The 14,357-nt window shown below is 62.2% G+C and carries 14 protein-coding genes and 1 pseudogene; 5 read left to right on the top strand and 10 right to left on the bottom strand.

What is annotated here, in order from left to right; genetic code table 11:
• Positions 1-120: 120 nt before the first annotated feature.
• Positions 121-396, top strand: a complete 276-nt coding sequence (locus SB772_RS32315; protein ID WP_082855080.1) for an oxidative damage protection protein — start codon at positions 121-123, stop codon at positions 394-396.
• A 511-nt stretch (positions 397-907) separates the two neighbouring features.
• Here the strand turns inward: SB772_RS32315 and SB772_RS32310 are convergent.
• Entirely contained in the window at positions 908-1,084 is a 177-nt protein-coding gene (locus tag SB772_RS32310) for a hypothetical protein (RefSeq protein ID WP_410837226.1), read from the bottom strand.
• Here SB772_RS32310 and proP point away from each other — a divergent pair.
• Entirely contained in the window at positions 1,065-2,567 is a 1,503-nt protein-coding gene (proP, locus tag SB772_RS32305) for a glycine betaine/L-proline transporter ProP (RefSeq protein WP_410837203.1), read from the top strand. The genes SB772_RS32310 and proP overlap by 20 nt on opposite strands.
• A gap of 75 nt (positions 2,568-2,642) precedes the next feature.
• Here the strand turns inward: proP and SB772_RS32300 are convergent, their stop codons facing one another.
• The 5 genes and pseudogenes from SB772_RS32300 to SB772_RS32280 all read right to left on the bottom strand — a co-directional run bounded on the left by SB772_RS32300 (position 2,643) and on the right by SB772_RS32280 (position 6,249).
• Positions 2,643-3,131 carry a metallophosphoesterase family protein gene (locus SB772_RS32300; RefSeq protein ID WP_410837202.1) on the bottom strand — a complete coding sequence of 163 codons (489 nt, stop codon included), beginning with the start codon at positions 3,129-3,131 and terminating at the stop codon, positions 2,643-2,645.
• 33 nt (positions 3,132-3,164) lie between these two features.
• Positions 3,165-3,721: pseudogene (locus tag SB772_RS32295) on the bottom strand (hypothetical protein).
• A 5-nt stretch (positions 3,722-3,726) separates the two neighbouring features.
• Positions 3,727-4,302, bottom strand: coding sequence for a TMEM175 family protein (locus SB772_RS32290; RefSeq protein ID WP_410837201.1), 576 nt, complete (start codon positions 4,300-4,302; stop codon positions 3,727-3,729).
• Positions 4,303-4,482: 180 nt separating this feature from the next.
• Positions 4,483-5,883: an FAD-containing oxidoreductase gene (locus SB772_RS32285; RefSeq protein ID WP_410837200.1), complete on the bottom strand. Its 1,401-nt coding sequence runs from the start codon at positions 5,881-5,883 to the stop codon at positions 4,483-4,485.
• A gap of 177 nt (positions 5,884-6,060) precedes the next feature.
• Complete coding sequence (locus SB772_RS32280; protein ID WP_410837199.1) at positions 6,061-6,249, bottom strand: hypothetical protein; 189 nt, start codon at positions 6,247-6,249, stop codon at positions 6,061-6,063.
• Between the two features lie 470 nt (positions 6,250-6,719).
• On the opposite strand from SB772_RS32280, the gene SB772_RS32275 reads away from it, so the two are divergent.
• Positions 6,720-7,256: a lysozyme inhibitor LprI family protein gene (locus SB772_RS32275; protein WP_410837198.1), complete on the top strand. Its 537-nt coding sequence runs from the start codon at positions 6,720-6,722 to the stop codon at positions 7,254-7,256.
• 21 nt (positions 7,257-7,277) lie between these two features.
• Here SB772_RS32275 and SB772_RS32270 read toward each other — a convergent pair whose 3' ends face one another.
• Both SB772_RS32270 and SB772_RS32265 read right to left on the bottom strand, forming a co-directional pair.
• Positions 7,278-7,820 carry a nucleoside deaminase gene (locus SB772_RS32270; RefSeq protein ID WP_410837197.1) on the bottom strand — a complete coding sequence of 181 codons (543 nt, stop codon included), beginning with the start codon at positions 7,818-7,820 and terminating at the stop codon, positions 7,278-7,280.
• Positions 7,821-7,862: 42 nt separating this feature from the next.
• A complete protein-coding gene (locus SB772_RS32265; RefSeq protein WP_410837196.1) occupies positions 7,863-8,984 on the bottom strand; it encodes a BMP family ABC transporter substrate-binding protein in 1,122 nt (373 codons plus the stop codon).
• Positions 8,985-9,253: 269 nt separating this feature from the next.
• Here SB772_RS32265 and SB772_RS32260 point away from each other — a divergent pair, with 269 nt between their 5' ends.
• Positions 9,254-10,003 (top strand): SDR family oxidoreductase, encoded by a 750-nt coding sequence (locus SB772_RS32260; protein ID WP_410837195.1) that lies wholly within the window; start codon positions 9,254-9,256, stop codon positions 10,001-10,003.
• 100 nt (positions 10,004-10,103) lie between these two features.
• On the opposite strand, the gene SB772_RS32255 is transcribed toward SB772_RS32260, so the two are convergent.
• Both SB772_RS32255 and SB772_RS32250 read right to left on the bottom strand, forming a co-directional pair.
• Complete coding sequence (locus SB772_RS32255; RefSeq protein ID WP_410837222.1) at positions 10,104-10,415, bottom strand: helix-turn-helix domain-containing protein; 312 nt, start codon at positions 10,413-10,415, stop codon at positions 10,104-10,106.
• A 21-nt stretch (positions 10,416-10,436) separates the two neighbouring features.
• The gene (locus SB772_RS32250) at positions 10,437-11,870 is read right to left on the bottom strand and encodes a PLP-dependent aminotransferase family protein (protein WP_410837194.1); all 1,434 of its coding nucleotides are present in this window, start codon (positions 11,868-11,870) and stop codon (positions 10,437-10,439) included.
• A 169-nt stretch (positions 11,871-12,039) separates the two neighbouring features.
• Here SB772_RS32250 and SB772_RS32245 point away from each other — a divergent pair, with 169 nt between their 5' ends.
• Positions 12,040-14,355: an FdhF/YdeP family oxidoreductase gene (locus SB772_RS32245; RefSeq protein ID WP_410837193.1), complete on the top strand. Its 2,316-nt coding sequence runs from the start codon at positions 12,040-12,042 to the stop codon at positions 14,353-14,355.
• Positions 14,356-14,357 lie beyond the last annotated feature (2 nt).

Genomic DNA, 14,357 nt, shown 5'->3' with positions numbered 1-14,357 from the left:
CAGTAACCATTTTTTATGGGACCGGAGTAAGTGCTGAAGCACTAACTTACAGTAATCATTTTTATGGGACCGGAGTAAGTGCTGAAGCACTAACTCCGGTCGACACAGGAGAAGCACAGCATGACTCGTATGGTTCAATGCGCGAAGCTCGGCAAGGAAGCCGAAGGCCTCGATTTCCCGCCGCTGCCGGGCGAACTCGGCAAGCGGATCTACGAAAGCATTTCGAAGGAAGCCTGGCAGGCCTGGTTGAAGCAGCAAACCATGCTGATCAACGAAAACCGCCTGAACATGGCCGATCCGCGCGCACGCCAATACCTGATGAAGCAGACCGAAAAGTTCTTCTTCGGCGAAGGCGCGGACACGGCGCAGGGTTACGTGCCGCCGGCGGCTGAATAAGCGCTTTTGGCCGCACGCCGACCAGACAAAAATCCGCGCCGCGTGCGCGGATTTTTTTCGTCCTCCGTTCCGCTCCGATCCTGCCACCGACTCTCCAGACAGTACATTCCAGGCCGTTTTCAAGCAGCCTCCAGATATCGCTGCCAATCGGCGCAATCCCCGCCCCGCAAGGGATTGAGCGCTCTCCGCTGGCCCCTTTCCGAACGTCGGGTTTGCGCGATCCTCCGCCATCGTGCTACTATGTGCGCCGTTCCAACAGCAATTCACCTTCATTCGCGTTTAGTTCATTGAGTCGCGCCGCGCGTGCGGCGTACCGGATTGAACAGTTTTTTATACAAGAAGGCTTGTCGGTCGTTTCACCGCTTGATGTCACTCCATGAGCGGCGATCCAGCACCGGCCTTTTTCGTTTCGAGCCTTCCAGCGGCGTGTGGGCCAGCTTTCAACCACCCCCAGCGTCCTCATGCATCTGCCCCCCTTCCACGGCCACGCAGATGCAACAGTCAGCACAATCTAGACGAGTGTTTTTTCGCGAATCGTTCGCGAGGCACGGGCGTTCTTTTTTTCGCCCTGATTTTTTGCCATCGGTATCGGGCAAAAAAGCGCGCCATCGCCCTGCTCGCGAAACTGCACTTCCCCAGCACCCGTGGCGGAACGTTCATGCGCGTTCATGAGTTTCGTCGCAGTCATTGGAGTTTTCACCTTGACCGCTTCCAGCAACGGCTTCTGGCGACACCACAAAGAAGAACAACGCCTCTCTCCCGACGACATCACAGTCGTCGACAAATCTCTCCTCAAGCGGGCCGTCGGCGCAATGGCGCTCGGCAACGCCATGGAATGGTTCGATTTCGGCGTGTACAGCTACATCGCCGTCACGCTCGGCAAAGTGTTCTTCCCGTCGTCGAGCCCGTCCGCCCAGTTGATCGCCACCTTCGGCACGTTTGCCGCGGCGTTCCTCGTGCGGCCGATCGGCGGCATGGTGTTCGGGCCGCTGGGCGACCGCATCGGCCGTCAGCGGGTGCTGGCGATGACCATGATCATGATGGCAATCGGCACCTTCGCGATCGGCCTGATTCCGAGCTACGCAACGATCGGCATTTTCGCGCCGGTGCTGCTGCTGGTCGCGCGTCTGGTGCAAGGCTTCTCGACCGGGGGTGAATACGGTGGCGCCGCCACCTTCATCGCTGAATTCTCGACCGATAAGCGCCGCGGCTTCATGGGCAGTTTCCTCGAGTTCGGCACGCTGATCGGCTATGTGCTCGGCGCCGGCACGGTCGCACTGCTGAGCGCCACGCTGTCGCACGACGCGCTGCTATCGTGGGGCTGGCGCGTGCCGTTCCTGATCGCGGGTCCGCTGGGTCTGGTGGGTCTGTACATCCGGATGAAGCTCGAAGAAACGCCTGCATTCAAAAAACAGGCCGAACAGCGTGAAGCCGAAGACAACGCGCTACCGAAGCAATCGTTCCGCCAGTTGCTCGTGCAACAGTGGAAGCCGCTCCTGCTGTGCGTCGGCCTCGTGCTGATCTTCAACGTCACCGATTACATGGCGCTGTCGTATCTGCCGAGCTATCTGTCGGCCACGCTGCACTTCAACGAAACGCATGGCCTGTTCCTCGTGCTGCTGGTGATGGTGCTGATGATGCCGATGACGCTGGCGGCGGGCCGCCTGTCCGACACGATCGGCCGCAAGCCGGTGATGCTGTTCGGTTGCGTGGGTCTGTTCGTACTGTCGATTCCGGCTTTGCTGCTGATCCGCACAGGCGAGATGCTGCCGGTGTTCGGCGGCCTGATGATTCTCGGCACGCTGCTGTCGTGCTTTACCGGTGTGATGCCGTCGGCGCTGCCGGCATTGTTCCCGACCAGAATCCGCTACGGCGCGCTCGCGATCGGCTTCAACATTTCGGTGTCGCTGTTCGGTGGTACGACGCCGCTCGTCACGGCATGGCTGGTCGACAGCACCGGTAATCTGATGATGCCCGCGTACTACCTGATGGGTGCGTCGCTGATCGGCATCGTGTCGGTATTCGCACTGCGCGAAACGGCGAAGAAACCCCTGCTCGGCTCGGGTCCGTGTGTGGCGACGCGTGCGGAAGCGCACGCTGTGCTGCGTGGCGAACGTGAAGCGGCGGAGATGGATGAGTATTACGCCGCGGCAGCCACCGCGCGCGCTTGATGCTGTATTGATCCTGTGCTGCGCAACTGAATCGCCAAGCTGAAAAACGGGCCGGCCTGATTGCCGGCCCGTTTTTTATGTCAGCAGCGGTTCAAGTGTAGCCGTTGCGTGCGCGCCTTCGACGATCAGCATGCCCGCCGAAACCGGCAACTTGAAACGGCGCGGTCCGGCGCTACCTGGATTGACGAACAGCACGCCGTCGCGCTCGGCAATCGACGGTTTGTGCGAGTGGCCGGTGACCACCACGCCGATGCCTTCGCTGCGCGGATCGTTGATAAAGCCGCCGACGTCGGCGATGTCGTGCACGACGAGGATCGTCACCTGTTGGACGGTCAACCTGGCATGGCCCGGCAAGGCGGCGGCCCATTCGCCGGTGTCGTTATTGCCGCGCACGGCCGTGACCGGCGCGATCTGCGCGAGTGCATCGAGCACCGGCTGATTGCAGATATCGCCTGCGTGAATGATCGCGTCGCAGCCTGCGAGGAATTGCAGCGCCTCCGGACGCACGAGGTTATGCGTGTCGGAGATCAAACCGATGCGGGTAGTTCTCGCGTGCGAAGTCATGCCGGCAGTATCCACTGAATCAACTGAGCGCGCTCAATCCGCTTGCGACTGTTCGCTCAGTTCGCGCCGCAATGTCCGCACCGGCCGCTTCGCACCGAGCATTCGTTTGGTCGCAACTTGCACGGCCATCGACACCGCCGACGCACACGCAAAGCTCAGCAGCACGCCGTCATGCGGCAGCATCGTCGCGGTCACGGCGAAGAATGCGGCGAACGAAGCGCGACCGATCACCATGCCGCGCATCAGCAACGCGACGAAGTCCGCGCCGTGTGCGCGCTGTGCCGAGACGGCTAGCACGATGCCGAGCAAAGGAAACACCGACAGCAGTCCGCTCCAGGTTGCACCCATCGACGCGGACAAGGTCGTGACTGCGACGGTCAGCAGCACACCGGCGAGCATGCGCAACGCGAGATCGCCGACGCCTGCGCCGCGAACGCCGGGCCACGCTCCAGCGCGAGCAGCAACACGATCGGGCCTGCGACCACCGGCAATCCCGCGAGCCACCCCGCCACCGACGGCCCCCACACGCGCCCCGCCGTCGTCAATGCGGCGAGAAACGCGGGCACCAGCGCCAGTTTGAGCGCAAGCAGCATGCTTATGCCTCGAACAGATGTTCGAGGCGCCGGTCAGGCACGAGCCACCACGCCGCGATCAACGTATAAAGCGCCACCGACACCCACGGCGCGACGAATGCCAATACGATGCCCGCGAGATTGACCACGACCGAGACCTTGCCTTTGAAGTCGTTGCCGACCGCTTTGGCGAGCGTCGAATCCTTGCCGTGGTGACGGATCAGCACCTGGGTCAGAATGAAATAGGCGATCGCCGCCATGAACAGCACGATGCCGTACATCGCGGTCGGCCAGGCGGCCAGATGGTTTTCGCCGACCCAATGCGTGACCGCCGGCAGCAGCGACAACCAGAACAGCAGATGGAGATTAGCCCACAACACCGCGCCGCTGACCTTCTGCACGGTGTGGAACAGGTGGTGGTGATTGTTCCAGTAGATGCCGACGTAGATAAAGCTCAGCACGTAGGCGAGAACCACCGGAATCAACGGCCGCAGCGCGGCGAGATCGAAGCCTTCCGGCACCTTCAATTCGAGCACCATGATCGTGATGATGATGGCGATCACGCCATCGCTGAAGGCTTCGACGCGTCCTTTGCCCATCGCGCGGTTTCCTGATGATGAATGTGGTTATGCGCGCGGCTCGCCGCTATCCGTGATTCGACCGACGGCCCGCGCCGCTGCCGATTATCGGCGATGGCGCGGCGCTTTGTCGATGCCGGCCGATGCCGGCGCGCTTCATCGCCTGGCTCGTTACTGATGGTCGTTACGCAAGCTCGCCGCTCACTTCATCGGCTTCAGTCCATCGAGCAGGGTCGGGACCAGCTCGCTGATGGTCGGATGGATATGCATGGCGTACTGCAGCGTCGGATACGGCGCGCCGGCCGTCATGATGTCGATGAACGTATGTATCGCTTCGTCGCCCTCGATACCGTGGATCGCCGCGCCGAGAATCTGCTTGCTGCCGGCGTCGACCAGCACCTTCATGAAGCCGTCGGTCTCGCCGCGTTCGCGGGCGCGGCCCACGCGCGTCATCGGCATGGTGGAAATCAACGCCTCGCGGCCGGACTTGCGCACATCGTCTTCCGAGAGCCCGACGCGTGCCAGCGGCGGATCGACGAACACCGCATACGCCATGATCCGCGTATCGACGCTGCGCGCGCCGCCGTCGAGCAGATTGGCCGCGACGATCTGGAAGTCATCGTATGAAGTGTGAGTAAAGGCACCACGGCCGTTGATGTCGCCGATTGCCCAGATGCCCGGCACATTGGTGCGCAACTGGCCGTCGACGGGGATCAAGCCGTGCCTGTCGGCAGCGATACCGGCGGCCGCGAGACCGAGAGAATCGGTATTCGGCACGCGGCCGGTCGCGAACAGCAGGTGCGACGCTTCGAGCACTGGAATGTTCTGCTCGAAGCCGATGCGCACTTCGCCCTCGCGTTGCGGATGCGGTTCTACCCGCGACGGCTGCACGCCGAAGCGGAACTCGACGCCCTCGCGCGTCAGCACTTTCTCGACGGACTGCGCGAAATCGGCATCTTCGCGGGTCAGCACGCGTTCGCCGCGCGCCAGCACCGTTACGCGGCTGCCGAAACGGCGAAAGATATGCGCGAACTCGAGCGCGATATAGCTGCTGCCGACAATCGCCAGGTGCGTCGGCAATTCGGTGAGTTCGAGCAGCGAGGCATTCGTGTAATAGCGAATCCGCTCGAGGCCTTCGAGCGGCGGCACGACTGCGCGCGTGCCGGTATTGAGGAAGATTTCGTCGGCACTGAGTTCGGCAAGCGCCGAACCGCCCGGCCCGCCGATGGACAGCGTATGCGCGCCGGTAAAGTGTGCGTGACCGTTGAACACGGTGACGTTATCCGTGCCGCGCAGCCATTTCTCGACGCCGTCGCGCGATTGGCCGATGATCCGGTCCTTGCGCGCCTTCACGGCGGCCAGATCGACGCCGATTGGCCCGCTTACCTGCACGCCCAGTTCCGCGGCGTGGCGCGCCACGTGCGCCGCGCGGGCACTTGCCACATATGACTTGGTCGGCGTGCAGCCGACGTTCACGCAGGTGCCGCCAAACGCCGCGCGTTCGATGACAGCGGTTTTACGGCCGCTTTGACCGAGACGGACCGCGAGCGGCGAGCCGCCTTGTCCGGTGCCGATCACAACTGCGTCGAAATGCTGTGGCATGGCAAATCTCCCGAGGCGTGGGGGCAGGTCGTAGCATCTTACCCTGACGTCTGGTGTTGCCCTTATCGGCGCCCTTCTGGTTGCGCGCCGTTACCTCCGCCGTGTGCCGGCTTGCGATCTGTTTTTGCCCCTCGGGGGCGGTGCTGTCTGGTGGCTTCCGATTGTCCGCGATTGTGCTCAGGCGTGGCAATGCGCTGCGCAGATCAACTCGCGCGAGCGTTGCAGTGCGGCCTGTGCGCCGCGCGTCGCGACCACCCAGCCGACCTGGCCGAGGTTGAAGTCCTGCGACACCATCACTTGCATGAGGGCGACCATCGGCAGGACCACCGATGGTCGATAAAGCTGGTTCATGATCAAGGCTGGCATGGCCGCTCCCGTTGCACAACGCCGTTTCGGCGCAGCGCTGAAAAATACGTTTCGATGGGGAGATTTTAGGGAGGCGGCTGCCAAGGATAAATACTGCGAACGCGAAGTCACTTGTTCGCCAGCGCGAACAATCGGTTCGAAGCCCGGTGGGCGGGCGTTGTGGGCCTGCGGTGTCGGGATTTTCAAGCGCTACGAGCAAGAAAACCCTGCGCTTCACTCAACACGCGAGCATAAGCGCTCGCACTGACCGGCCGGCTGTACAAATATCCCTGCTGCTTATCGCACAAATCGCTCGCAGGAACGCCGCCTGCTCCGTGGTCTCCACACCTGAAGGAGGTCGGGTTTTGCGCCTATGCGAAGCAAGATTTTGTAATCACCCACCTGAAGTCACGCTGTTTTCCGGCGTCTGTGTACTGGCGACTGCACCGATCATTCATTGCATGAAAAAACCTCGCACCGCCCGGACCGCAATGAAAATCTTCCGCCCCACTCTCGTCGCCGCTTTGATGTTGACGTATCTGTCTGCGCACGCCACCAGCTTCGATTGCAACAAAGGGCGCTCGCTGACCGAAAAGATGATCTGCACCGACCCCGCGCTATCGAAATTCGACGACGCGCTGGGTCAGCTGTACTGGAAAGCGCGCCGGCGAGTCGCAAACCGGCGAGCCTTTCTTACCGATAGCGACAGCAAGTGGGCCTGGCGGGAAGCGAATTGCCGCGATGCGGCGTGTCTGGGGGCGTGGTATGCCACCCGGATTGACGAACTGCGACGGTTGATCGAAAGCATGCAAAGCGGGACGACGGGTATTCCGGCTGAACCGCTTCCGCTGCAGCAAGCCGAGACCGTGGTGCTTCAATGTACGGCTGCGAATCCGGGTATCGTGGTGAATGAGCAGTGTTCCACCGTGATCAAGCGGAATGCCCACTGGCGATATGAGCCGCATGGCGGCGATTGGTTTTGTGGACTCGCTATGGTAGGGCCGGTGGATGCGGCCCTGACGCAATGAGATCGCGGTTTTTTTACCTTTTTACCTGCTACTCCAAAACCTCCGCTGAACATCCATCACTTCAGCCTCCACCTCGGCCACCGGCCCCACCACCTCGACCCGCTTCTGACAGTGGTCAAAAACATACCGACAATCCACACTCATCGTCGGATTCTCCGAATGATCGCCCGTCGCTTCCAGCAATCGCTTCTCCGTCATCCCAAACACAACGCGGCCAATATTGGCCCAATACACCGTCCCGGCACACATGCAACACGGCTCGACAGACGTGTACAACGTACAACTCCACAAATACTCAGGCGTAAAATTCAAAGCCGCCACGCGGGCCAACACCGATTCCGCGTGATTGACCGTGTCGACATTGCCCTGCTCCATCAACACGGTCTCCTGATCCGGCCCAATCAGCACCGCGCCAAACGGATGATGCCCCAGCAGCGTCGCCCGCTCGGCCACCCGGCTCGAATGCCGCAAGTGCCGCACGATCTGCTCAGGCGTCGGCGTTAAACCCTGCGGCGGATAAGTCGTCGCCAAGCCGGCGGCGTCAGTCGAAACGGTCAGACTCACGGGCGTCTCCTTTAATAATAGTTAGGCAAACCAATCAATCAGTTACTTCGGCAGCGATCCGTCCACGCCCTGCACGAACCAGTTCAAACGCAACAATTCCGCATCGCTCAGCGACTTGCCCGCTGCAACCTTCACCGCACCGGACTGATCCGCAATCGGGCCGGCAAACGGATTGAACTTGCCGGAGATGATGTCGTCACGTTTCTGATTCAACGCCTTTTGCGCCGTCGGCGAAACCGCGTCCGTGTTGATGTCGGCCAGATCGATCGCCTTCTCTTTCAGCCCCCACCAAACCGGCGCGTTGGTCCACGTGCCCGCCATCACCTGTTGCACCAGATGCGTGTAATACACGCCCCAGTTGCTCACGCAAGCGCCCAATTGCGCGTTCGGGCCGAACTTCTTCATATCGGAATCCCAACCGAATGCGTGGACCTTCTTCTGCTCGGCGGTCTGCATCGTCGCGGTCGAATCGGTGTTCTGGATCAATACGTCGGCGCCCTGCCCAATCAGCGTCTCGGCGGCCTGCTTCTCGAGGCCCGGATCGAACCAGCTATTGATCCAGACCACCTTCACCCGCGCATTCGGATTGACCGAGCGCGCACCCATCGTGAATGCGTTGATATTGCGCACGACCTCGGGCACGGGCACCGAGCCGACAAAACCCAAGGTGTTGGATTTGGTCGTGTAACCCGCGACCAGACCGGCCAGATACGCGCTCTGATACGTCCGTACGTCATAGGTGGCGAAGTTGACTGCCTTCTTGTAGCCGGTCGCATGTTCGAACACGGCGTCCGGGAAATCCTTCGCGACCTTCAATTCGAAATCCTGGAAGCCGAAGCTCGAACCCACGACGATCTTGTTGCCCTTGGACGCCAGATCGCGGAACACGCGCTCTGAATCCGCCGACTCGGGCACGTTCTCGACGCGCGTCACTTTGATCTTGTCGCCGAACTGCGCCTCGACGGCTTTCACGCCCTGTTCGTGCGCATACGTCCAGCCGGCGTCCCCCGGATTGCCCAGGTAGACGAAGGCGATGCCCAGCGGCTGCGTCGTGGCCGCCGCGGCGCTAAACGCCACAGCCGCGCCGAGTGCGGCAGCGAGGACGGTCCGCATGGTTCTGATGCGCAATGAGTGATGCGGCGCTCGCGCCAGCTTTGCTTTCATGTATTCTCCGACGATGGTTTGGAAGATGCCTGCCATAGCGCTCGGGACAAGCCCGGGCAAGGCTCCAGCATAAGGGGCCATATTCGAAGGCCAATTTCAGCGGAAAAATTATTATTCGTTATTTACCCCATAACGAATTCCGTATTCTGGTGTCTCCGGAACATGTTCGATTTCTTCGAACGAGTGCATCGAAAAAGTGGTACGGCAAGCGCCTCACGCAAGCGCAATATCCCTCTCATCAACCCGTAACACTCTTTCGGAGAAACAACATGACCCGCTTCCAGAATAAAGCTGTTCTCGTCACCGGCGGTAGCAGCGGCATCGGCTTCGCCGCCGCCAGGGCTTTTGCAAATGAAGGCGCCCGTGTCGTCATCACCGGCCGCGACGCAGCTGCGCTCGAGGCCGCCAAGGCAGCGCTCGGCGCCAATACCGTGGCACTGCGTAACGACGCCGGCTCGGTCGCCGCGGCTCGCGAACTGGCGGCCGCAATCAGCGACGCCGGCATCCGGCTCGACGCGGTCTTCGTGAACGCCGGCACCGCGAAGTTCGCGTCGTTCCCGGATGTCGACGAAGCGTTCTGGGACGCAATCTTCAACACCAACGTCAAGGGCGCCTACTTTCAGATCCAGGCGCTGTTGCCGCTGCTCAATCGCGGTGCATCGATCGTCATCAACGGTTCGATCAACGCGCATATCGGCATGCCGGCGGCGTCCGTATACGCGGCGAGCAAGGCGGCAGTGATTTCGCTGGCCAAAAACTTGTCGTCGGAATTGCTGCCGCAAGGCGTGCGCGTCAACGTCGTGAGTCCCGGTCCGGTGCAAACGCCGCTGTACGGCAAGCTCGGCCTGGACGCCGCCACGCTCGAAACGACCGCCGCGCAGATTCTCAGCCAGATCCCGGCCGGCCGCTTCGGCACGCCGGAGGAAATCGCCTCGACCGTGCTGCATCTCAGCGCACCGGAATCGGCTTTTATCGTCGGCACGGAAATCATCGTCGACGGCGGCATGAGCCAGCTCTAAAGCGGCGCTCAGGCGAGTCGCGCGTGGCCTCCGAGGCCGTCCGCCGTCACCGACGCATTGTTGAAAGTCCCGGCGCCGGCGCGGCAAACCCGATCTCGCCTCAATGGACCCGAGGCGCCGGATCGACCCGCGACTCGTCAGGCGGCGGCCCGGCGTCGCCAAACAGCTCCGCGCATAAGCCGCGGCCAGTCTCGCTCAGGCGCGCCGTGCCCGTTCCTTCCTCGTTGAAGGTGGTGTCCACGAGGCCACCGCCGACCAGCGCCGTCAACTGCCGCCGCAAGCCGCTCATCGGCACACCCGCCTGCTTGGACAGCCTGGCGAGCGACCACGCGCCGCCAGGCGTTTCCCGATGCGCGCGCCATAACTGCGCCAGCACGGCGAGCAGCACCGGATCGATTTCGTCGTCTTCCATCATGCGTGTCTCCTCGTTCTCTCAAGCCATCTGCGCCACGAGTTCGCCCAGTGTCTTCAGTGCCGCTTCGGTCTGCGCCGTCCACGGATAGCTGTAATTGAGCCGGATGAAGTGGCGAAAATCGTTGCGCGTCGAAAACATCATGCCCGGTCCGATCGTGATGCCGCGCGCGAGCGCCGCCTGATAGAGCCGCATCGAATCGACACGTTCGGGCAATTCCACCCACAGCACGTACCCGCCTTGCGGCGCCGAGGTCCGCGTGCCGGCCGGAAAAAAACGTTGCACCATCGCCATCATGATGCTCGCCTGCTGCCGGTAGACCTTGCGCACATGCCGCAGATGCCGGTCGTAGCCGTCCTGCCTGAGGTAGTCCGCGACGGCGACTTGCGGCACCGACGGCGTGGTCAGCGTGTTGAGAAACTTCAGCTTCTCGACTTGCGCGCGATAGCGCCCCGGCATCGCCCAGCCGATCCGGTACGACGCGCTCAGGCTCTTCGAAAACGACGCGCAATGCAGCACCAGCCCTTTCGTGTCGTAGTTCTTCAAGGTCGAAGGCCGGGTCTCGCCGAAGTACAGTTCCTGATACACGTCGTTCTCGATCACCGGAATTTCGTGCGCGGCGAGCAGTGCGACCAGTTGCCGCTTGCGCGCATCCGGCATCTGGAAACCCAGCGGATTCTGGAAGTTCGGCATCACCATGCAGGCCGCGATCTTCTGCGTGGCGATGACCTCGGCGAGCGCCTCGATATCGATGCCGTCGACCGGATGCGTCGCCACTTCGATCGCGCGCATGCCGAGACGCTCGATGGCGTGCAGCATCGCGTAATAGGTCGGCGATTCGACGGCCACCGTGTCGCCCGGTTTGGCCACCGCCTGCAAGCTGAGGTTGATCGCCTCGGTCGCGCCGAGCGTGATGATGATTTCGTCCGGATCGACCGGCAAGCCGTTCTCCGCATAGCGGCGCGCGATCTGGCGGATCAGTTCGGGGTTGCCGGGTGGCAAATCGTCGATCAGGTTCCAGCTCGCGTGACGCCGCGCAATCGCGTTCGCGTACTGGTTGATGCGCCGCCATGGGAACAGCGACGGATCGGGATAGGGCGAGCCGAGCGGCATGGCGTCGTGCGCGCGGATGCTGCGCAGCGTCGACAACACCAGCCGGCTCACGTCGACCGCGGCGGCGACCGGCGGCGTTTGCGCGGCGGCCTTGCGGCTGTGCCGCGGCTCATCGAGCGCCGCGGCCGTGGCCACGGCGTCGCGCACGAAATAGCCCGACTGCGGCCGGGATTCGACCACCCCGCGGCTTTCCAGCAAAGCATACGCGTGCAGCACGGTCTTGATACTGACGCCGTGCTGCTGGCTCGCCTGCCGCACCGACGGGATCCGCTCGCCGGCCGCGAAGACGCCGCGGCGCACGGCTTCGATCATTTCATCGGCGAGTTTTTCGTACAGTTTCAAGGACCTTACTCAAATAAGCGCATTGGCGAGAGCGCCAGTCTATGACAAATATCAAGCAACTGTATCCCTCGGTTTTCCGATTTTCTGTATGCTGCGCTGCTTTTGGAACACAGTAGGCTTGCATGCATCGGCATAAAAGCCTCGTCAAAGCCACTCTGGCGGCAACATCATGAAGAAACCCGAAGCTCGCATCGAACCGTACACGCACCCCGCAGCCGGCTGGGGCGCGCTCAAGTACGTCGCCATCAACCTCGTCAAGGAAAAGGTGACGGGCGGCAACTACCGCACACTGCTCAAACAGAATCAGCCGGACGGCTTCGACTGTCCGGGTTGTGCGTGGCCGGATCGCGAACACGCATCCACCTTCGAATTCTGCGAAAACGGCGTCAAGGCGGTGGCCGCCGAGGCGACCAGCAAGCGCGTGACGCCGGCGTTCTTCGAAGCGCACAGCGTCGCCGAACTGATGACCCAATCGGATTTCGAACTCGAACAGCACGGCCGCCTGACCGACCCGCTCGTCTACGACGCGGTGCGGGACCGCTACGTGCCGATCGGTTGGGACGAAGCATTCGATCTGATCGCCGCGCACCTGAAGCGCCTCGACAATCCCGATCGCGCCGCTTTTTACACCTCGGGCCGCGCCAGCAACGAAGCCGCGTTCCTGTACCAGTTGTTCGTGCGCATGTACGGCACCAACAATTTCCCCGATTGCTCGAACATGTGCCACGAAGCGACCAGCCGCGGCTTGCCGCATACGGTCGGCGTCGGCAAGGGGACGGTCACGCTCGACGACTTCGAACACGCCGACACCCTGCTGCTGTTCGGCCAGAATCCGGCGACCAACCATCCGCGCATGCTCGGCGAACTGCGCGAGTGCGCTAAACGCGGTGCAACCATCGTGTCGATCAATCCGCTGAAGGAACGCGGGCTGGAGCGTTTTGCGAGCCCGCAGCATCCGGTCGAAATGCTGACGATGGGCAGCACGAAGATCAGTTCGGTGTTCATCCGGCCAAAAGTCGGCGGCGATTTTGCACTGATCAAGGGCGTCGCCAAACGCGTGATCGAACTCGACGACGAAGCGCAGACGTCCGGTCTGGAACGCGTGCTCGACGTCGCGTTCATCGCCGAACACACGGTTGGCTTCGAGGCATTCGCCGACGATCTGCGCGCCGAGCGCTGGGACACCATCGTCGCCGAATCGGGCGTGCCGTTCGACGAGGTGCTGAAGCTCGCCGACATCTACGTGAAGGGCCGTGCGGTGATTTCGACGTGGGGCATGGGTCTCACGCAACACAAGAATTCGGTGCCGACGGTGCAACTGCTGTCGAACCTGATGATGATGCGCGGCAATATCGGCCGCCGCGGCGCGGGCTTGTGCCCGGTGCGCGGGCACTCGAATGTGCAGGGCGATCGCACGGTCGGCATCGAAGAAAAGCCGACCCAGGCGTTTCTGGATCGGCTGGGCGAAGTCTACGATTTCGAGCCGCCGCGCGAACACGGCCTCGACGTCGTCAACACCATTCAGGCGATGCTCGATGGTCAGGTAAAGGTGTTTATCGGCCTCGGCGGCAACTTCTCGATCGCGACGCCGGACACGCCGCGCACGTGGGAAGCGATGCGCTCGTGCGATCTGACTGTGCACATCGCCACCAAGCTGAACCGCAGCCACCTGGTGCACGGACGCGACGCGCTGATTCTGCCGACGCTCGGCCGCACCGAGATCGATCTGCAGAACGGTGTGGCTCAGGGCGTCAGCGTCGAAGATTCGATGAGCATGGTGCACATCTCTTACGGGATGAACAAGCCGGCATCGGAGAATCTGCTGTCGGAGATTGCGATCGTCGCTCGAATGGCGCACGCGACGCTTGGCAGCGCCAAGGTGGACTGGCTCGCGCAGGCAGCCGACTATTCGCTGATCCGCGACGGCATTGCCCAGCTGATCGACGGCTTCCAGAACTATAACGAGCGCCTCAAGCACCCGGGCGGCTTTCATCTGGGCGTGGCCGCACGCGAGCGGATCTGGACAACACCGAGCGGCAAGGCGCAGTTCATGGTGCATGCGATTGCGCTCGACACGCCGATTCATCGCGCGCGCGCGGAGCACGGCGAGCGTCTGATGACGTTGATGACGACGCGTTCGCACGACCAGTACAACACCACGATTTACGGTCTCGACGACCGTTATCGCGGCGTGTATGGCCAGCGCCGCGTGCTGTTTGCCAACAAGGACGATCTCGCGATGCTGGGTTTTGCCGCTGGACAGCGCGTGGATATGACGAGCGTGTGGGCCGATGGCATCGAGCGTCGCGCGGATGGGTTTTTGCTGGTGGAGTACGACATTCCGCGCGGGTGTCTGGGCGCGTATTACCCGGAAACGAATCCGCTGGTGCCGTTGTCTTCTGTCGCCGATGGCGCGGGGACGCCGACTTCGAAGTCGATTCCTGTTTTGCTGAATGCCTCTGCTGTGGAGACGCTCGCAGCTTGACG

It is taken from the genome of Paraburkholderia sp. SIMBA_030, from assembly GCF_046535245.1.
GTDB lineage: Bacteria > Pseudomonadota > Gammaproteobacteria > Burkholderiales > Burkholderiaceae > Paraburkholderia.
The sequence above is the reverse complement of the archived record's forward strand: the minus strand, read 5'-3'. Positions and strand labels throughout refer to the sequence as shown.